Source organism: Rahnella aceris (genome assembly GCF_011684115.1).
Taxonomy (GTDB): domain Bacteria; phylum Pseudomonadota; class Gammaproteobacteria; order Enterobacterales; family Enterobacteriaceae; genus Rahnella; species Rahnella aceris.
Genome location: NZ_JAADJV010000001.1, coordinates 1417836 through 1438017 on the forward strand (window position 1 = coordinate 1417836; position 20182 = coordinate 1438017).

Below are 20182 nucleotides of genomic sequence, written 5' to 3' on the forward strand. Positions count from 1 at the left end.
ATCTCCCCTTTCGCTTCAGGGTTATGAGGCGAAAGGGGCAGATGCCGCTTGCCCGAAGGGGTCAGATCGCGTAAAACTGTCTGCCGCTAATCGAGCCACATTAACCCCCAATTCTCTGGACGATATGTTTCAAGATAACCCGCTGCTCGCGCAGCTAAAACAGCAACTTCACTCTCAGACTCCGCGTGTCGAAGGCATCGTAAAAGGCACTGAGAAAGGCTTTGGCTTTCTTGAAGTAGACGGTCAAAAAAGCTATTTCATTCCGCCTCCGTACATGAAAAAAGTCATGCACGGGGATCGCGTTATCGCTTCCCTGCAAACCGAAAAAGAGCGTGAAGTCGTCCAGCCGGAAACATTGGTTGAACCTTTTCTCAGCCGTTTTGTTGGGCGCGTAACGAAGAAAGACGACCGTCTTTCTATCATTCCGGATCATCCTTTATTACGTGATGCTATTCAGTGCCGCGTTGCCCGCAACATCAATCATGAAGTGAGTGATGGCGACTGGTGTGTGGCTGAAATGCGCCGTCACCCGCTGAAAGAAGGCGACCACAGCTTCCAGGCTGAAATCACCGAATGGATCACCACCGGCGCCGACGATCTTGCGCCGTGGTGGGTCACGCTGGCACGTCATAACCTTGAACGTGAAGCGCCGAAATCTGACATTGCCGAGCTACGCGATGAAGGCCTGACCCGCGAAGACCTGACCGCCCTGCCATTTGTCACTATCGACAGCGGCAGTACGCAGGACATGGATGACGCGCTGTATGTGAAAGACAACGGCGACGGCACCCTGCAAATGACTGTCGCAATTGCTGACCCGACGGCTTACGTCAGCGAAGGCAGCGAGCTGGACAACATTGCGAAAAAACGCGCCTTCACCAACTATCTGCCGGGCTTCAACATCCCGATGCTACCGCGTGAATTGTCCGATGATATCTGTTCCCTGTGGCCGGACGTCAGCCGTCCGGTTCTGGCGTGTTCTGTCACAGTAGGCACCGATGGCACACTGGGCAGCGACATTCGTTTCTTCGCGGCGACTATCGAGTCGAAAGCCAAACTGGCTTATGACGACGTGTCTGACTGGCTGGAAGCGGATGAGAAAAGCGAATGGCAACCGGCCAGTGAGGTGATCGCCTCACAGATCCGCCTGCTCAAACGCGTCTGCGACGTGCGCAGCGCATGGCGTACCGAACATGCACTGGTATTTAAAGACCGTCCTGATTACCGCTTCGTGCTGGGTGAGAAAGGTAACGTGCTGGAAATCATCGCCGAGCATCGCCGCATTGCTAACCGCATCGTTGAAGAATCGATGATTGCCGCCAACGTCTGTGCCGCTATCGCCCTGCGCGACAGCCTCGGTTTCGGCGTTTATAACGTGCATACCGGTTTTGATCCTCTGCTGGTGGAAAACGCGGTCACCGTGCTGCAGGCGAATGACGTTGAAGCCAACGCTGAAGAACTGCTGACCCTGCCGGGCTTCTGCGCTCTGCGCCGTAAGCTTGATGCATTGCCAACCCAGTTCCTCGACAGTCGCATCCGTCGTTTCCAGACCTTTGCAGAAATCAGCACCACTCCGGGGCCGCACTTCGGCCTGGGGCTGGAAGCTTATGCGACCTGGACATCACCTATCCGTAAATACGGCGACATGGTGAACCACCGTTTGCTGAAAGCGATGATCCTGCAACAGTCTGCTGAAAAACCTCAGGACGACATGACCATTCAACTGGCAGAACGCCGTCGTGCCAACCGCATGGCCGAGCGCGATGTCGGTGACTGGTTGTATGCCCGTTACCTGGAAGATAAAGTCGGCACTGACGTTAAATTCAGTGCTGAAATTATCGATGTCACCCGCGGCGGCCTGCGCATACGTCTGCAAGATATCGGTGCCGTGGCGTTCATCCCTGCTCCGTTCCTGCACAGCGTGCGCGACGAACTGGTGTGCAGCGCCGATACCGGTACTGTCCTGATTAAAGGCGAAGTGGCCTACCGCCAGAGCGACATCATTGAGGTGAACATTGCTGAAGTTCGCATGGAAAACCGCAATGTGATCGCCAAACCGGCAGTCTAGGTTTCGCTTTTAGCGAAGGGAAAAAACCGGTCTCATGACCGGTTTTTTTATATGTAAAATTTACCTAGCTCCGTTAGCTCCCTCCCAGCCTCCTCCTTCGCAGGGGGAGGAGCGAAAAGCTTGCCCCTCAGATCTGATAGTCAATCACCGGCTCCCCGCCCGTCGCAAATACCTTCTCTTTGATCTCATTCACAGAAAGACCCGGATTACACAACTCAATAAACCGCCATACGTAGTTTCTCTGCAATTGCGCTTTCTTCAGTCCCAGCCAGACCGTATTGGCTTCAAATAAATGCTCGGCATTGATCAACTGCAGGCCGGTATCACGGGCGGCTTCAAATGCCTTATCTGCCAGGATGCCCACGCCCAATCCCAGCTCGACGTAGGTTTTAATCACATCAGAATCCTGCGCACTCAGCACGATATCGGCGGTCAGCGCGGCACGGCTGAAAGCTTCATCGAGACGGGAACGGCCAGTGATACCCTGACGATAGGTGATCAGCGGTTGTTCGCTCAGATGTTGTAACGTCAGCGGGTGTTGCAACGTCAGCGGATGCCCTTGCGGTACGACAATTGCGTGATGCCAGCGGTAATAAGGAAACGCGGCGACTGACGGATCATTCATCAGCTTTTCGCTGGCGATGGCGACATCCGCCTGCCCGCTCAGCAGCATTGTCAGCACTTCCTGTGGCGAGCCCTGATGCAACTCGAGGCGTACACCCGGATAAATTGCACGGAAGGCTTTGATGACTTTAGGCAAACTGTAACGCGCCTGAGTGTGAGTGGTGGCGATGGTCAGCACGCCCGCATCTTCTTTAGAGAAAACATCCGCAAGACGGCGGATATTCTGCGCCTCATTGAGAATTCTCTCGGCCACTGCCAGCAACTCTTTACCCGGCTCAGTCAGCCCCAGTAAGCGCTTTCCACGACGGATAAATATCTCAACGCCCAGCTCATCTTCCAGCTCGCGGATATGACGGCTGACACCTGACTGCGACGTGAACAGCATGTTCGATACTTCGGTCAGGTTGTAATTGCATCGCGCTGATTCCCGTATAATTTTGAGTTGTTGAAAGTTCACCGCTGTCTGCCTCTTTGCTTGCCGAAAACCCTATTGTTACGATCTGTTGCTATGCCAGACAAATAAGAAAAAGCGGTTACTTATGCTTTTTACGACTATAGAAATCAGGTGTCTGTTTTTTGGCCGCCATAAAAAAACGCCGGCAAGCAGCGTTTTTAAAGCATTCTCAGCAATACGGTAACAATCAGCGCCTTACTCAGGCACCGGCGTCAAGACCGGTTTGCCGCCAAAATGCGCCTCAAGATTTGATAACACCAGGGTCAGCATATTTTCTACTGATTCCGGCGAACGCCCCGCGACGTGCGGCGTGATCACCAGATTATCCAGCGTGAGCATTTCTGCCGGCACCTGCGGCTCGCCGTCCACCACATCCAGTGCGGCACCGGCGATTTCGTTATTGTGCAGGCTGGCAATCAGCGCGGCGCTGTCCACCACACTTCCCCGCGCAATATTAATCAAAAACCCTTCCGGCCCCAGCGCGCGCAGAATATTGCCATCCACCAGCCTGGCGGTATTTTTGCCGCCCGGCGTCGCCACCACGAGATAATCAGCCCACTCAGCCAGCTCAGTGATGGTGAGGAAATAACGGTACGGGCTGTCTTCCAGCGAACGCCGGTTGTGATACCCGATCGCCATATCAAATCCGCCCGCCGCGCGGCGGGCAATCAATGCACCGATATTTCCCAGCCCGATAATTCCCAGACGTTTACCCGCCATTCCCGGCGTATTCCAGCGCGTTTTTTTCCATTCTCCCGTACGTACAGCGGCATCAAACTGCGGGATTTTCCGCGTGACCGCCAGCATCAGCGCCAGTGTATGGTCAGCGACAGAAGCGTTATTGGTGCCGGGGCCATTCGTGACGTGAATACCGCGCTGTTTTGCAGCCGCGACATCAATATGTTCAAACCCTACACCCTGTGCACAAATGATTTCCAGCGCCGGTAACGCGTCCATTTCAGTTGCACTTAGTCCGATGCTGCCAATGGTTAATACCGCACGGATTTGCTGAGCAATCTGCGGATCAAGGTTCGCACGTTGTTCAGGCGTCGTCGCAAAAAAGAGAGTAAAACCGGCCACTTCGAACCGGTCAGGATAGCCAGCATCAAGTTCAACATGGCTGAGCAACGCGATGGTCATGGAGATTCCTCTGGATAAAGTCAGACAATAACTAGCAGGCTAGCTTTTTCGCTTTCACTATCGACGAAGCCCTTCCTCTTGTACAGCTTTTCGGCGGTTTACGGGAGAAGTTACGAAGTCCGGTCTACACTCGTTGTTATCGTCTGCGTGAACGCAGACGGCCCTTTTCGGCAATTTTTGTCAGATTTCCCTGAAACGGAGTGACGTCAAGTATGGCAAAGGCCCGATCCAGCAAGATAAGTAAACCTGCCGTAACAACGGAAGCAATCCGCACCCTTCCGGCGCATTTACAGGTTGATATTGCAGTAGATGAGTTTGGCGTACGTATTATCGAGCCTTACAGCGACGGTGAAATTGTGCGCAGTTTCGATTCCGGACACACCACACGGGTACGCGAAGGACTGCCGGTGCCTCTGGGGGCGACCTGGGACGGGCTGGGCGTAAATTTCGCACTGTTTTCAGCCAACGCCACCAAGGTAGAACTGTGTCTTTTTAACGAAAACGGCGAGCAATATGATGTGATCGAACTGCCGGAATATACCGATGAAGTCTGGCATGGTTATCTGCCGGATGCCCGTCCTGGCCTGCTGTATGCCTATCGCGTGCATGGTCCCTATGCGCCGCACGATGGTCACCGGTTTAATCCCGCCAAGTTACTGCTCGACCCTTACGCCAAGCAGATTGTCGGCGAACTGAAATGGGACGATGCTCTGTTTGCCTATGACCTGCAAAGCCCAAAGAAAGATTTGCACATCGATAACAGTGACAGCGCACCGTTTTTGCCTAAATGCCGGGTGATTGATCCGGCATTCTCGTGGGCCCGTTCACGTAAAAGACATATCCCCTGGGAAAAAACCCTGATTTATGAGACGCATGTACGCGGCTATACCATGCGCCATCCGGCAGTACCTGAGCATTTGCGCGGCACGTTTTCCGGCATGAGCACGCCGCATATCGTGGACTATATCCGTTCTCTCGGGGTCACGTCTGTCGAGCTGATGCCGGTCCACGCCTTCACCGATGACCGGCACTTGCAGGACAAAGGTCTGCATAATTTCTGGGGCTACAACACGCTGAGTTTCTTTGCGCCGCATCCGCAATATATGGCAACGCATACCGTCAACGAATTCAAACAAATGATCGCCACCCTGCACGCTGCGGGTATTGAGGTCATTCTGGATGTCGTTTACAACCATACCGCTGAAGGTAACGAGCTGGGTCCGACGCTGTCTTTTAAAGGTATCGATAACGCCAGCTATTACCGGCTGATGCCGGACAATAAGCGTTATTACATTAACGATACCGGTACCGGTAATACGCTCAATCTCAGTCATCCGCGCGTATTACAGATGGTCACAGACTCGCTGCGATACTGGGCAACCGAGATGCAGGTCGATGGTTTCCGCTTTGATCTGGCGACGATCCTCGGACGTGAAAGCTATGGCTTTGATGAGGGCTGCGGTTTTCTCGACACCTGCCGTCAGGATCCGATCCTCAGTCAGTGCAAACTGATCGCCGAACCCTGGGATTGCGGTCCCGGCGGCTATCAGGTGGGCGGCTTCCCGCCGGGCTGGATGGAATGGAACGACCGGTTCCGCGACACGGTGCGCAAATTCTGGCGTGGCGACGAGGGCCAACTGGCGCAGTTTGTCACACGGCTTTCCGGTTCAGCAGATCTGTTTAATCACCGGGGCCGCAAGCCTTATGCTTCCGTGAATTTTATTACTGCCCATGATGGTTTCACGCTCAATGACTGGGTGTCGTATGCCAGTAAACACAACGAAGCGAACGGCGAAGACGGCAAGGATGGCAGCGATAACAATATTTCGGCCAACTATGGTGTGGAAGGCCCGACTGACGATCCGGCCATCAATGAACTGCGGTTGCGGCAAATGCGTAATATGCTGGCGACGTTACTGCTTTCTCAGGGAACGCCGATGCTGCTTGCGGGTGATGAATTTGGCCGCTCGCAAAACGGCAATAATAACGCCTATTGTCAGGACACAGAGATTGCCTGGGTGAACTGGGATATTGGAGACAAAGGTCAGTCGTTGTTGCTATTCACCTACCGACTCATTGCCCTGCGTAAGCGCTTCCCGATATTGCATCGCGGACGTTTCCTGACGGGCGCATTGCATGAAAAACTGGGAGTGAAAGATGTCAGTTGGTTCCAGCCACAGGGGCCGGAAATGACGGATGCGGCATGGAAAGATCCGCATGCCAAATGCATTGCGATGCTGCTTGACGGGCGCGCCCAGCCCACCGGTCTGGTTCGCCAGGGCTCACTAAGCACCGTGTTGCTGCTGTTCAACGCGTCACACGAAGACGTGGTGTTCACCTTGCCTTCGGTGGCGCACGGTGAAAGCTGGCGACATATTTTCGATACCTTCCAGCCGGACGACATCAACGAGCACAACTTTGAGTTTGGCCGCGACTACGTCTGCACCTCCCGCACTGTCGTGTTGTTCGAGCTGATCAGCACCGCGAAACACTAAGACTTTGGCGCTGCTTCAGACAAGGAGGATCTGAAGCAGCGAAAACCTACTCCGGATCTTTCAGATAGGCTTTGAATTGTGGAGACATGTAGCTTTTAAACGTGTCGCCTTCTCTGGTGATGAGATACACCGCCAGATGCTGTTGCTCAGCCAGCGCCAGCGCTTTCTTCGTGCCAAGTACCATCAGGCCGGTATCCCAGCCATCCGCTTCCAGTGCGGTCGGTGCAATCACCGTGGCTGACACCAGCTTGTGCGTGATCGGCGAACCGGTCGCCGGATCAATGATGTGTGAAAGGCGTTTGCCGTTCAGTTCGTAATAATTACGATAACTGCCGGAAGTGCTGATCCCCATGCCCTGCAAATCAACAATCGCCTGCACCGCAGTTTCTTTGTCCGTCGGTTTCTGAACTGCCACCTGCCAGGGTTTATCCTGCGCGTTATGCCCGCGGGAAACCACCGCTCCGCCGACAGACACCAGATAATTGCTGATGCCGTTGCCTTCTATTAAACGTGCCAGATGATCGGTAGCGTAGCCTTCGCCCACGGTCGAGAGATCGACATACATCCCGGGTAAATCTTTTTGCAGGTACTGCCCGTCATTTTGCTGGATCACTTTAAGATGCTGTAAACCCGTGCGGGCGCGGGCGGCATCGATTTGCTCCGTTGTCGGGATTTTTACCGGCTGTTTGTCCGGCCCGAATCCCCACAGATTCACCAGCGGGCCGACAGTAATATCCATCGCGCCACCGGTCAGCCTGCCAATCCGGATGGAGGTAACAATCGCATCGGCCATTCCTTCACTGATCGGCTGCGGCACGTTGCCCTGATACTGATTAAAACGTGACAGTACGGAGTCATCTTTGTAAGTCGACAGCTGATGATCGTCTTCTTTAAGCTGTGCTTCAATTTGTTCGCGCAGCGCCGGTTCCCGGTTTTTATCCACTCCTGCCAGACTGACACGATAAAACGTGCCCATAGTTTTGCCCTCAATCACCAGCGGCTCAGGAATATGACGATCACAGGCAGATAAAAGGCTGACGCCGCACAACACAAGTGTACAGCGCAGATAAACCGGTTTTGAGAACATGGAAATAACTCGATTAAGTGCCCGTCGCCGGGCATGAAAAGTATCAGGACAGTAAGGGGTGATGCTTAAACCACGCTGCAACGGACGCACCGTTGAACCATAGCGCAATAAAAATTACCGGCTGCGCTTGGCGTGGCGCTCCCAGTTTTCCTGTTTTGCCTGCGCGGTTTTCTTTAGTGCGACATAACAGGCTCCTGCACCGCCATCTTTCTGAACAGCGACGCAAAACGCTTGCACGTCATCCAGTTGCTGCAGCCATTTGGCAATATAACTGCGCACAATATTCGCATGACTTTCGTCTTCGCGGCCACGCCCATGAATAATCAGCAAGGTGCGTAAATTTTCAGCCTGTGCCTGACAGAAAAAGGCAAACAGTTCCTGACGGCACTGCTCAACAGGTTTGCGCAGCAGGTTCAGGCTGGCTTCCAGCGGGTATTTCCCCTGCCGGAGTTTATCCAGCACTCCCTGCTGTACGCCATCGTGTTTGTATTCGAGAGGGTCATCGCATGGCTGAATATTCAGAAAGCCGGTAGTCAGCGGATTCTCACGCATTTCCGACTCAGGGTCTGCACTCACCTTGTGCCCCGCAACTGAGTTTTTGAGGTAGACCACCCGTTTATCCGACGCCAGTGGCTGTACACCTGCCATCTCCTGACTGAATAAATCATCATCTTCGCTCATCTGCTTACCTCTTTTTCAGCGGGGGGACTGCACCAAATTATCGCCATAAACCCGCTGCGGGTAAAGTCACACGCCTGCGGAACTGCGTCGGTAAAAATTCCGGAAATGCCCTGCCCGCCGTTAAAACTCATTTTTATATCTATACTTAGCTGCTGGGGAAGAAGTAAACCAGTGAGCTTGTGCTTAGGTTCCCCGGCACAATTGAGGAGAAAAAATGCCTTACCTTGATGATCCCTTGATTATTTTCACTGACCTTGATGGCTCACTGCTCGACCATCATGATTACAGTTGGCAACCCGCGCAGCCCTGGCTGGATAAACTCTCGGTGGCCCAGATTCCGTTAATTTTAACCACCAGTAAAACCTCAGCAGAAGTGGCGGAACTGCAGGCTGACCTGAATCTGACACAGCAGCCTTTTATTGCAGAAAATGGCGCAATCATTCATCTGCCACCTGACTGGCGGGATGAGGACGCCGCGCCGTTTCACCTTTCCGGCGCGAGTTATCGCGAGATCCGCCAGGTTTTAGTGGAACTACGCCAGCGTTATGATTTTGAGTTTCGCGGCTTTGGTGATGTTACGGCGAAACAGGTCGCAGTCTGGACCGGACTGGCGGTCAAGGACGCGGCACTGGCGATGCAACGTGACGCTTCTGAACCGCTGATCTGGTTCGGTAATGATCTGGATTTCGCGCACCTGAAAAAATGTCTCACGCGCGAAGGCCTGTCACTGACACGCGGCGGGCGTTTCTGGCACGTAATGGGGGCCGGTGCTGGTAAAGGTCAGGCGGTGCAATGGTTAACGGCGCGCTATCAGCAAAAACGCGGTCATCCGGTGTTAAGCATAGGTCTGGGAGATGGCCCTAATGATTTATCTATGCTGGAAGCGGTGAATTACGCCGTGGTGATCAAAGGCCATCATGAGCATGAAATGCCGCTACAGCGAGACGATGTGACACAGGTTTTTCGCACCGATGAATTTGGCCCGCGCGGCTGGAGTCAGGGGCTGAATCATTTTATTACCCTTCTCTGAAGGAAAAATGGAAAAGGTAAAATACTTTATTAACAGTTGGTTTCCACATTGTTTATCGTTCTGTGTTTGCAGAGAAGACTTCCAATAATTTTATCTATTCTAAAATTGGAGAATACCGTATGAGCGATTTTTATCAGGATGGTGTCATTACTAATTTTCATAATCTGACGAACCGCAAAGTCGAAGAACTGGAATACGATCTGCAGGTGTTCTCCGGCCGCCGTTCAATGGGATTAATATTACCGTCGTTATTTTCAGAACTGGAAGGTCCGGCGCTGACGCGCATTGTCGACGAGCTGACGAAAGTCCCGTATCTGGAAGAAATCGTTATTGGTTTAGATCGCGCTGACCGTGATCAATTTTTATTTGCCCGCGAATTTTTCTCCCGCCTGCCGCAACGTCACCGCATTTTATGGAATGACGGTCCGCGCCTGACTGCACTGGATGAGGAGCTTAAGAAAGAAAACCTTTCCCCGAATGAACCGGGCAAAGGCCGCAATGTGTGGTTTTGTGTCGGCTATACGCTGGCCTCGCGCCGCACCTCAGTGGTCGGGCTGCATGATTGTGACATTGTCACGTACAGTCGCGAGATGCTGGCTCGCCTGATGTATCCGGTGGCAAATCCCAACTTCCATTACGATTTCTGCAAAGGTTATTACGCCCGTGTGGCAGACGGGAAATTCAATGGCCGCGTCGGTCGCCTGCTGGTTTTCCCGTTGCTGAAATCCCTGCAAATCGTTTACGGCCACTCTGATTTTCTTGAGTATCTGCGCACCTTCCGTTACCCGCTTTCAGGTGAATTTGCGATGCGCACGCATGTTCTGAACGATTTGCGCATTCCGAGTGACTGGGGGCTGGAAATTGGTGTGCTGTCAGAACTGCACCGTAATACGGCGACCAAGCGTATTTGTCAGGTGGATATTGCCGACAATTACGACCATAAACACCAGCCGATGTCAGAAGAGGATGCGTCTAATGGTTTACAGCGCATGAGTATTGATATCACCAAAGCGCTGTATCGTAAGATGGCTATTCTCGGCGTGAATATTACCAGTGAGTCTTTCCGTATTCTGAAAGCGACCTATTATCGTAATGCGCTGGACATGATCGACGGATTTGAAAATGACGCCAAAATGAACGGGTTAACTTTTGACCGTCACAGCGAGGAATCGGCGGTAGAATTATTCTCAGGCGCGATCATGGAAGCCGGTCAGGCTTTTGTGGATACGCCGAGCGAAAAGCCGTTCATTCCAAGCTGGAGCCGTGTGCAGTCCGCCTTCCCGGACATGCTGGACCGCATTCATGAAGCAGTCGAAAAAGATAATGAAGGCGATGTGTAACGCCTTTTAAAAGAATTACCGCAGAAAGTAAAAACGCTGCAATCGCAGCGTTTTTTTATGCATAAATTTCAGACTGGCGTTACGCGGCTTCTTTTTTCCCTGGGAAAAGTAAGCTGGCAATGATGCCTAACGCCAGAACACCCAGCACCACGTAAAGGCTGGCTAATGCGCTGATTTCAATCCCGTGATGCCACAGATGGTTACTGGAATTCAGTGCCAGTTTTGCCGCCACGAAGAACAGCAGGAAGATCACTGATTTCTCCAGATGCACCAGATATTTACGCAGAGCCTCGAGCACGAAATACATCGTACGTAAACCAAGCACGGCAAACATCATGGCGGAATAGACGATCAGAGGTTCACGGCTGACAGCGATGACGGCAGGTACGCTGTCAAAAGCAAACATCAGGTCTGAAATTTCAACCACAGCAATGCACAGCAATAACGGCGTTGCATAACGTACGCCCTTCTTCACCGTAAAGCTGAAGCCCTGATTTTCCGGCTTCGCCAGTTCAGCTTCTACCTGCTCACTGCTGACCAGGAAATGTGGCCCCACCAGTTTCGGGAACACCGGGAAGAAACGACGTACCATACGGTTAGCAATATGATCGGAGTAATCATCATTTTCTTCATCATCGCTGGAGGCGCGCATCATCAGAATAGCGGTCCAGAGAATGACAACGGCAAACACCATTTCCACCCATGGTCCCAGCGCCAGCAGGCTGGTGCCAATGACCACGAAAATCCCCCTGAAGACAATTGCGCCAATCACGCCCCAGTAAAGAATGCGGTGACGATAGCCATCCGGCACTTTAAACCAGGCAAAAATGGCCATAATCACAAACAGGTTATCAATGGAAAGCACCTGTTCCAGCGCATAACCGGTAAGGAAAAGACTGGCGACTTCTTTGCCGTGATGGATATATAAGAATCCGGCAAAACCAAGAGAAACAGCGATCCAGAATAGGGTCCAAAGGGAGGCACTTTTCAGGCCGATAGGCTTATGACTGCGGTGGGCAAAGATGTCAGTCAGCAGCGCCGCAACAGCTACAACGACAAAAACAAGCGTGGTTTCAAACGGAAAACCCAGAGAATCAGACTGCATTACACCTTTCCTAAAGTAAACGAAAGCTAAACGAATTCAGCCATTGTAAGCGGTTGTGAGGTGAATGGGTATCAAAGTCGATCCGGTACGGCGTTTTATGCCATAATCCGATGCGTCTTTTACGGCAAGAATTGCAAAAAATCTTGGTCAATAACGAACCAAAACGGATAATGAAATAGACGTTTTCTCTCCTAAATTGATTCAATCTACTTATTCTCTAAAATTTAAATATTCTTTTTAGTGATAATTTGATCCAGCTTTGAATCTCATTGATTCTCAATTGGGCTTAATTCTCAGTGCAGATCAAAATAATGAGAAAAAAAACCCGTTAAAAAACGGGGTTTTTTAACATTTCGCCCTTTTAGCTACTTATAGCTACTTATCACTCGCTGCAAAAGATGTTAAAATTGACCCATATCAATATTGCCAGAGTGACTCTTATGATCCCGGAAAAGCGTATTATTCGACGTATCCAATCTGGTGGCTGTGCAATCCATTGTCAGGACTGTAGCATCAGCCAGCTTTGTATTCCTTTCACACTGAACGAACACGAGCTCGATCAGTTAGACAACATTATTGAAAGGAAAAAGCCGATCCAAAAAGGTCAGGCATTGTTTAAAGCCGGTGATGAACTGAAGTCTTTATATGCGATTCGCTCAGGCACCATCAAAAGTTACACCATCACTGAGCAAGGCGACGAGCAAATCACTGGCTTCCATCTTGCGGGCGATTTAGTGGGTTTTGATGCCATTGGAGGCTTACAGCATCCAAGTTTTGCGCAAGCGTTGGAAACGTCTATGGTTTGTGAAATTCCGTTTGAGACCCTCGACGATCTCTCCGGAAAAATGCCGAATCTGCGCCAGCAAATGATGCGCCTGATGAGCGGTGAGATAAAAGGCGACCAGGATATGATCCTGCTGTTGTCGAAGAAAAATGCTGAAGAACGACTGGCTGCATTTATCTACAACCTCTCCCGCCGCTTTGCGCAACGTGGTTTCTCTCAGCGCGAATTCCGCCTGACCATGACCCGTGGCGACATCGGTAATTACCTCGGCCTGACCGTGGAAACTATCAGCCGTTTACTCGGTCGTTTCCAGAAATCAGAAATGCTGAGCGTAAAAGGTAAATACATCACCATTGAGAATCATGAAATGCTTTCTCAATTAGCCGGTCAGTCTGCTCCGGTTTCTGCCTGATAAATATTGAGTCGGATCTGCAAAGAATAATTTGTTGATCCGACTCAATTTCTCCTCTGTCCGATTGCTTAATCTTGGTTTACTCTGTACTTAATACACTGACCGCCGTTCTTCTACAGGTGTTAAGGAGTCCCCATGGCTAAGTATCAGAATTTACTGGTTGCTATAGACCCCAATCAGGATGACCAACCCGCGCTACGTCGTGCCGTTTATCTGGTGCAACGTAATGGCGGCCGCATCAAAGCCTTCCTGTCGATTTATGACTTCTCCTATGAGATGACCACCATGCTGTCGCCCGACGAACGGACCAGTATGCGACAAAGTGTGATCAGCGAACGGGAAGAATGGATTAAAGAACAGTGCCGGTATTATGTCGAAGCTGGCATTCCCATTGATGTCAAAGTTGTCTGGCATAACAAACCTTTCGAAGCCATCATTCAGGAAGTCGTTTCCAATAATCACGACTTGTTGTTGAAAATGGCTCATCAGCATGACCGCCTTGAGTCGGTTATTTTCACTCCGACTGACTGGAACTTACTGCGTAAATGTCCGTGTCCGGTATGGATGGTAAAAGACCAGCCGTGGCCGGAAGGCGGCAAAGCGGTGGTTGCTGTCAACCTTTCCAGCGAAGAACCTTATCACGACCCGCTCAACATTAAACTGGTGAAAGAGACCATTGAGCTGGCGTCTCACGTTAATCAGACGGAAGTCCATCTGGTCGGCGCCTATCCGGTTACGCCAATCAATATTGCTATTGAACTGCCGGACTTCGACCCAAGCGTATATAACGACGCCATCCGCGGTCAGCATCTGATCGCGATGAAAGCGTTGCGACAGAAATTCCAGCTTGATGAAAAATATACGCACGTGGAAAAAGGCCTGCCGGAAGAAGTCATTCCTGACCTTGCAGAGCATTTGCAGGCAGGTGTGGTTGTTCTTGGTGCGATTGGCCGCACCGGCCTTTCTGCCGCATTTTTGGGGAATACTACTGAACAGGTGATCGACCATCTGAAATGCGATTTGCTGGCAATCAAACCCGATGATTTCGAATGCCCTATTACGTCAGATGACGACGAAGAAGATGAAGACGAGTAAAGTCTGATTCATACAAAAAATAAAGGCCAGTCAACTGACTGGCCTTTTTGCATTACGGATTTCGATTGATTACAGCGCGCGCAGGATTTTCTCTACGCTTTCTTTAGCATCGCCAAACAGCATTTGGGTATTTTCTTTGAAGAACAGCGGGTTCTGCACACCGGCATAACCGGTATTCATTGAACGTTTAAACACAATCACGTTCTGCGCTTTCCACACTTCCAACACTGGCATACCGGCGATTGGGCTGCGCGGATCTTCCTGCGCGGCCGGGTTCACGGTGTCATTGGCACCAATAACCAGCACCACGTCGGTATCGCTGAAATCATCATTGATTTCATCCATTTCCAGCACGATGTCATACGGCACTTTTGCTTCGGCCAGCAAGACGTTCATGTGGCCCGGCAGACGCCCCGCAACAGGGTGAATACCGAAACGCACCTTGATGCCTTTCGCGCGCAATTTCGCCGTGATGTCATGCACCGGATACTGTGCCTGAGCAACTGCCATACCATAGCCAGGAGTGATGATTACTGAGCTGGCATTTTTGAGCATATCAGCCACATCTTCCGCGCTGGCTTCGTGATATTCACCCATCTCTTCAGCATCACCGGTAGAAGAACCGTCAGTACCGAAACCGCCTGCAATCACACTAATGAACGAACGGTTCATGGCTTTACACATGATATAGGACAGAATTGCACCGGAAGACCCCACCAGCGCACCGGTGACGATCAGCAGGTCGTTGCTGAGCATGAAACCTGCCGCAGCTGCAGCCCAACCGGAATAGGAGTTCAGCATGGAAACCACAACCGGCATATCCGCGCCGCCGATGGAGGACACCAGGTGCCAGCCAAACGCCAGTGCGATCAGGGTCATGATCAGTAATGCGAGAACCTGCAGCCCTACGCTTTCAGTGCGAACAAACATCACCATCAGCAGGAAGGAAATGACCAGTGCAGCCAGATTCAGTTTATGCCGGTGTGGCAATGCCAGCGGTTTGGAAGAGATGATCCCACGCAGTTTGCCGAACGCCACAATCGAACCGGTAAAGGTCACTGCGCCGATGAAGATACCGAGGAATACTTCGGTCAGATGGATATTTTCCATCACGCCTTCCATCGGCACAACACCGTGATCCAGATAGCTGTTAAAGCCCACCAGAACCGCCGCCAGACCCACGAAGCTGTGCAGAATCGCCACCAGCTCAGGCATTTCGGTCATTTCGACTTTACGCGCCAGATAAACACCGATCGCACCGCCAATCACCATAGCAACGATGATCCAGCCAACATTGCCGGAGTCAGGTCCAAGGATGGTCGCGATTAACGCGATCGCCATCCCGGTGACACCGAAAATGTTACCCTGCTTGGATGTTTCATGTTTTGACAACCCAGCCAGGCTGCAAATAAACAGAATTGCGGCAACAATATATGCTGCTGTTACTAAACCCCCAGACATATATTCCCCTTAGTTCTTACGAAACATCTTCAGCATGCGCTGAGTGACGGTGAATCCGCCGAAAATATTGATACTGGCAATCAGAACTGCGACGAAGGACAGGAAACTCACCCAGCCGCCGTGACCGATTTGCAGTACGGCACCGACCACGATAATCCCGGAGATGGCGTTAGTCACCGACATCAGCGGGGTATGCAGCGCATGACTGACATTCCACACCACGTAATAACCGACCACGCACGAAAGCGCGAATACGGTAAAGTGGGAAAGGAATTCTTTCGGGGCAACGTTCGCCAGCCAGCCAAACAGCACAATAGCCACAGCCATAATGATGAATTTGGTCCACGGCGACGCCGGTTTGGCTTCAGCTTTGGCAACAGGCTCTGCGGCTTTCGCAGCCTGAGGCTGAGCAGAGACCTGAATCGGCGGTGCAGGCCAGGTGACTTCGCCGGATTTAACGACTGTCACACCGCGCACAACGGTATCTTCGAAATCAATCTCGATTTCCCCGTTCTTCTCTTTGCACAGCAATTTCAGCAGGTTAACCAGGTTGGTACCGTAAAGCTGGGAAGACTGCGTTGGCAGACGACTTGGCAAATCGGTATAGCCGATAATCTTCACGCCGTTTTCAGTGGTCGTGATTTTGTCTGCTACTGTCAGCTCACAGTTACCGCCTGTCTGAGCCGCCAGATCGACGATCACACTGCCCGGCTTCATAGAGGCAACCATCTCTTTGGTGATGAGCTTCGGTGCAGGACGGCCAGGGATTAACGCGGTCGTGACGATAATGTCCACTTCTTCGGCCTGCGCCGCAAACAACGCCATTTCCGCTTTAATGAACGCTTCGGACATCACTTTGGCATAACCGTCGCCGCTGCCTGCTTCTTCCTCGAAATCCAGCTCGAGGAATTCAGCGCCCATACTTTTGACCTGCTCTTTCACTTCCGGGCGGGTATCAAACGCACGGACGATAGCACCGAGGCTGCCAGCTGCACCGATAGCAGCCAGCCCTGCCACACCGGCACCGATAATCATCACTTTTGCCGGTGGCACTTTACCTGCGGCAGTAATCTGCCCGGTAAAGAAACGACCGAACTCATGCGCCGCTTCAACGATCGCACGATAACCGGCAATGTTAGCCATTGAGCTCAGGGCATCAAGGGATTGCGCACGGGAAATACGCGGCACAGAATCCATAGCCATTGCCGTCACCTGACGGTCGGCCAGTTTTTGGATCAGATCAGGGTTTTGCGCAGGCCAGATAAAGCTGACTAACGTGGTTCCCGCCTGTAATTTATCGATTTCATCGTTTTCTGGCGCATTAACCTTCAAAACGATATCTGAGTGCCATACATCATCACCGCTGACGACTGATGCCCCCGCTTGCTCATAAGCCGAGTCTTCAAAGCTGGCTAACTTACCGGCCCCCTGTTCGATAGCGACCGTAAAGCCGAGTTTCAACAACTGCTCCACCGTTTTCGGCGTGGCTGCAACCCTGGCTTCATTGGTCAACCGCTCTCTTGGTACACCAATACGCATAGTATTCCCTTCACCCTTTTCATTGATGATTTTTGTCATCGACATAACAATTCAAGTACAAGCCCGTCGGTTCATAAGCCACCGAATTTTATTTTTTCAGGCTGACTATAACCTACTGAATATCTAATCAATAATCTACGTATCACAGCGATAGACAGGTAATTAATATTAAAAAAGTCGATATGGTCCGCAAACCTGCTGCAAACCCTGAGAAACAAGCCTTTAATCCACCTCATAACAACCGTAACACCGGATCAATCACTCAGGATCCTTCTACCATAACCCGCTCGGACTGGGCATAAAAGTTAGAAAATAGTGAATAATTAACATTTATTTCACTACTTGGATTATTCAACAAACTTATATAAGTTATGCGCAGTAATAAAAGTGATGTGATATACCGGTAGCACACGCATTATTGCCATAAATTGCTGAGACACTTGGCATTGTTACATGCAATAATCGTCCGCTAACCTGTTACACATCAAGAATTCAGCACGTTTCAACATTACTGCGCAAGGTGGAAGGATTTTTTATGAAGCTGACAAAAACGATCATCGCATCGGCCCTGTTTTCTGTTTCTGCGCTGTCTGCTGCACATGCCGCGCAGGAAATTAGCCCGCAGAAAGCCGCAGCCATCAAGCCTTTTGATCGCATTGTTATTACCGGGCGGTTCAACACGCTGGGCGACGCCGCTGACGCCGTTTCCCGCCGTGCCGATACGCTGGGTGCAGATTATTTTTATATTCAAGATACCAACAGCACTAACAATAGCGGGAACTGGCGCGTAGTTGCAGACATCTATAAAAAAGATGCGCCAGAAATCAGCAATGATCCTCACTACCGTGTTATCAACGGTGTGGTTGAGCTGCCTAAAGATGTTGCTTACGGCCTCGAACCTTTCGATACCGTCACCGTTAACGGTTTCTACCGCAGCCAGCCAGACGTCAACGATGCCATTACGAAAGCAGCGAAAGAAAAAGGGGCGTATTCCTTCTTCATCGTTCGCCAGATTGATGCCAACAGCGGCGGCAACCAGTACATCACTGCATTCATTTATAAGAAAGATGCACAAAAACGTGTTGTTCAGTCTCCGGATGCTATCCCTGCTGATTCTGAAGCCGGTAAAGCAGCACTGGCAGCGGGCGGCGCAGCAGCAGCCAAGGTCGAAATCCCGGGTGTGGCATCCTCTGGTAGCCCAAGCCGTGATGTTGGCCGTTTCTTTGAAACGCAGTCATCAACTGGCAAGCGTTACACTGTCACTGCCACTAACGGTGCAAAGATTCAGGAAGTGAATGACGTAACTGCCGCACAGATGGTTCCGTTTGATTCCACCACTTTTACCGGCCACTTCAACAGCACCACGGATGTTTCGCAGGAAGTCGCGAACCGTGCGGCTGCCAAGGGTGCCAAGTTCTACCACATTACCCGCCAGTGGCAGAACAAGAGCGGTGGCAACCTGACTGTAAGCGCAGACTTCTTCAAATAAGTCGGAATGACAGACAGCAAAAAGGCAGCCCAGGTGGCTAATGCTGGTCACTTAAGGAAATGAGGTCCGTGAATTTGGGCCTTCGATGAAGAAAAATAGCGCTATAAGCCTGATTCCTTCATTATCCTTTGAAGCACAAAAATGAATTTGTATTCATAAAAATGCTTAACTGATCGGCATTAGCCCTGGTGGCTGCTTTTTTTTGCCGCGAACGCCCTTGCAACCCGCTTAGTTTCCCCAGGTACGTTCCAGCACATTCACCCAGTTTTTGTAGCAGATTTTTTCCAGCAGCGCATTGCCGTAGCCCGCTTTGCGCAGGGCTTCAACCAGCACCGGTAACCCGCGCACATCCTTCAAAAACGGTGCCATCGATGCGCCATCAAAGTCTGATCCCAATCCGACCCCCTCCTCACCCAGATGCTCAACCAGATAATCCATGTGACGTACCATAATATCGGTGCCGGTATCATCACTGCGTTTACCGTCTTCACGCAGGAATGGCACCGCAAAGTTCAGCCCGACGAAGCCCTGGCTTTCTTTGATGGCGTGCAGCTGCTTATCGGTCAGGTTACGTGACTGCGGGCAGATACTGAATGCGTTGGAATGGCTGGCCACCAGCGGCGCATCACTTAATTCAGCCACCTGCCAGAAGCCTTTTTCATTCAGATGAGAGAGGTCAATCATGATGCGTTTCTGGTTACAGGCTTTCACCAGACGCACACCCGCCTCTGTCAGCCCCGGTCCGGTATCCGGTGAGGTCTGATATTTAAACGGCACACCCTCACCGAAGATGTTCGGACGACTCCATACCGGCCCCAGGGAACGCAGCCCCATGCTGTAAAGCACATCAAGATTATACAAATCCTCATCAATTGCCTCGGCGCCCTCAATATGCATAACCACAGCTAATGCATGGTTATGCATTGACTGCCTGATCTCCTGCGCGGTACGACAAATTTTCACCTTGCCCTGCGATTGCGCTTCGATTCTCAGCAGGAACGCCATCATGCCAAATGTGACATCACGTGCAAAATCGAAAGAAGGTGTAGGGGAAAAATCAGGATGTTTTTGAGTACCTTCGGGCAGAAAACGGGGGTCCACTGAACGATCCGGCACGCTAATTGCTAGATCAATATCCGGAGTCGGCACCCAGGCGGCGAAAAGCCCGCCAGCAAAGCCTGCTTCACGACAGCGCGGCAGGTCCAGTTGTCCGCTGGCGGGCCCCTGAAGGAATGCGCGTTCAGGATCCTGATGATGTTCTGTCCAAAGTTGCAGCAAAACATCGTTATGTCCATCAAAAACCGGCATTAATTCTTCAGTTCCGTGCGCTACGTTATTCATAAAAAAGGTCTACCTTTGATTAAGCATGACTAAGACA

Annotated in this window: 15 protein-coding genes; 7 read left to right on the forward strand and 8 right to left on the reverse strand. The window is 51.3% G+C overall.

Annotated elements, in window-relative coordinates; genetic code table 11:
• The first annotated feature begins 124 nt into the window (after positions 1-124).
• Positions 125-2068 carry an exoribonuclease II gene (locus GW591_RS06360; protein WP_153375463.1) on the forward strand — a complete coding sequence of 648 codons (1944 nt, stop codon included), beginning with the start codon at positions 125-127 and terminating at the stop codon, positions 2066-2068.
• A gap of 127 nt (positions 2069-2195) precedes the next feature.
• Here the strand turns inward: GW591_RS06360 and cbl are convergent, their stop codons facing one another.
• Entirely contained in the window at positions 2196-3149 is a 954-nt protein-coding gene (cbl, locus tag GW591_RS06365; RefSeq protein WP_013575556.1) for an HTH-type transcriptional regulator Cbl, read from the reverse strand.
• 192 nt (positions 3150-3341) lie between these two features.
• Positions 3342-4286: a 2-hydroxyacid dehydrogenase gene (locus GW591_RS06370; protein ID WP_166860327.1), complete on the reverse strand. Its 945-nt coding sequence runs from the start codon at positions 4284-4286 to the stop codon at positions 3342-3344.
• Between the two features lie 212 nt (positions 4287-4498).
• Here GW591_RS06370 and glgX point away from each other — a divergent pair, with 212 nt between their 5' ends.
• On the forward strand, positions 4499-6781 hold the full coding sequence (glgX, locus tag GW591_RS06375) for a glycogen debranching protein GlgX (RefSeq protein ID WP_126124897.1): 2283 nt from the start codon (positions 4499-4501) through the stop codon (positions 6779-6781).
• 46 nt (positions 6782-6827) lie between these two features.
• Here glgX and apbE read toward each other — a convergent pair whose 3' ends face one another.
• Entirely contained in the window at positions 6828-7868 is a 1041-nt protein-coding gene (gene apbE, locus GW591_RS06380; protein ID WP_013575559.1) for an FAD:protein FMN transferase ApbE, read from the reverse strand.
• Between the two features lie 114 nt (positions 7869-7982).
• A complete protein-coding gene (gene smrA / locus GW591_RS06385; protein WP_013575560.1) occupies positions 7983-8549 on the reverse strand; it encodes a DNA endonuclease SmrA in 567 nt (188 codons plus the stop codon).
• Positions 8550-8763: 214 nt separating this feature from the next.
• Here smrA and GW591_RS06390 point away from each other — a divergent pair, with 214 nt between their 5' ends.
• The gene (locus tag GW591_RS06390) at positions 8764-9579 is read left to right on the forward strand and encodes a mannosyl-3-phosphoglycerate phosphatase-related protein (protein WP_112152280.1); all 816 of its coding nucleotides are present in this window, start codon (positions 8764-8766) and stop codon (positions 9577-9579) included.
• Between the two features lie 119 nt (positions 9580-9698).
• On the forward strand, positions 9699-10919 hold the full coding sequence (locus GW591_RS06395; RefSeq protein ID WP_013575562.1) for a glycosyltransferase family protein: 1221 nt from the start codon (positions 9699-9701) through the stop codon (positions 10917-10919).
• A gap of 79 nt (positions 10920-10998) precedes the next feature.
• Here GW591_RS06395 and GW591_RS06400 read toward each other — a convergent pair whose 3' ends face one another.
• Entirely contained in the window at positions 10999-12024 is a 1026-nt protein-coding gene (locus tag GW591_RS06400; RefSeq protein WP_013575563.1) for a TerC/Alx family metal homeostasis membrane protein, read from the reverse strand.
• Between the two features lie 440 nt (positions 12025-12464).
• Here GW591_RS06400 and GW591_RS06405 point away from each other — a divergent pair, with 440 nt between their 5' ends.
• Complete coding sequence (locus tag GW591_RS06405) at positions 12465-13220, forward strand: FNR family transcription factor (RefSeq protein WP_013575564.1); 756 nt, start codon at positions 12465-12467, stop codon at positions 13218-13220.
• Positions 13221-13355: 135 nt separating this feature from the next.
• Positions 13356-14315, forward strand: coding sequence for a universal stress protein UspE (uspE, locus tag GW591_RS06410; RefSeq protein ID WP_013575565.1), 960 nt, complete (start codon positions 13356-13358; stop codon positions 14313-14315).
• Positions 14316-14384: 69 nt separating this feature from the next.
• On the opposite strand, the gene pntB is transcribed toward uspE, so the two are convergent.
• Positions 14385-15776, reverse strand: a complete 1392-nt coding sequence (gene pntB / locus GW591_RS06415; RefSeq protein WP_013575566.1) for a Re/Si-specific NAD(P)(+) transhydrogenase subunit beta — start codon at positions 15774-15776, stop codon at positions 14385-14387.
• A 9-nt stretch (positions 15777-15785) separates the two neighbouring features.
• A complete protein-coding gene (gene pntA / locus GW591_RS06420; protein ID WP_013575567.1) occupies positions 15786-17315 on the reverse strand; it encodes a Re/Si-specific NAD(P)(+) transhydrogenase subunit alpha in 1530 nt (509 codons plus the stop codon).
• A gap of 535 nt (positions 17316-17850) precedes the next feature.
• On the opposite strand from pntA, the gene ydgH reads away from it, so the two are divergent.
• A complete protein-coding gene (gene ydgH / locus GW591_RS06425; protein ID WP_013575568.1) occupies positions 17851-18804 on the forward strand; it encodes a DUF1471 family protein YdgH in 954 nt (317 codons plus the stop codon).
• A gap of 228 nt (positions 18805-19032) precedes the next feature.
• Here the strand turns inward: ydgH and GW591_RS06430 are convergent, their stop codons facing one another.
• On the reverse strand, positions 19033-20145 hold the full coding sequence (locus GW591_RS06430; RefSeq protein ID WP_119261654.1) for a dipeptidase: 1113 nt from the start codon (positions 20143-20145) through the stop codon (positions 19033-19035).
• Positions 20146-20182 lie beyond the last annotated feature (37 nt).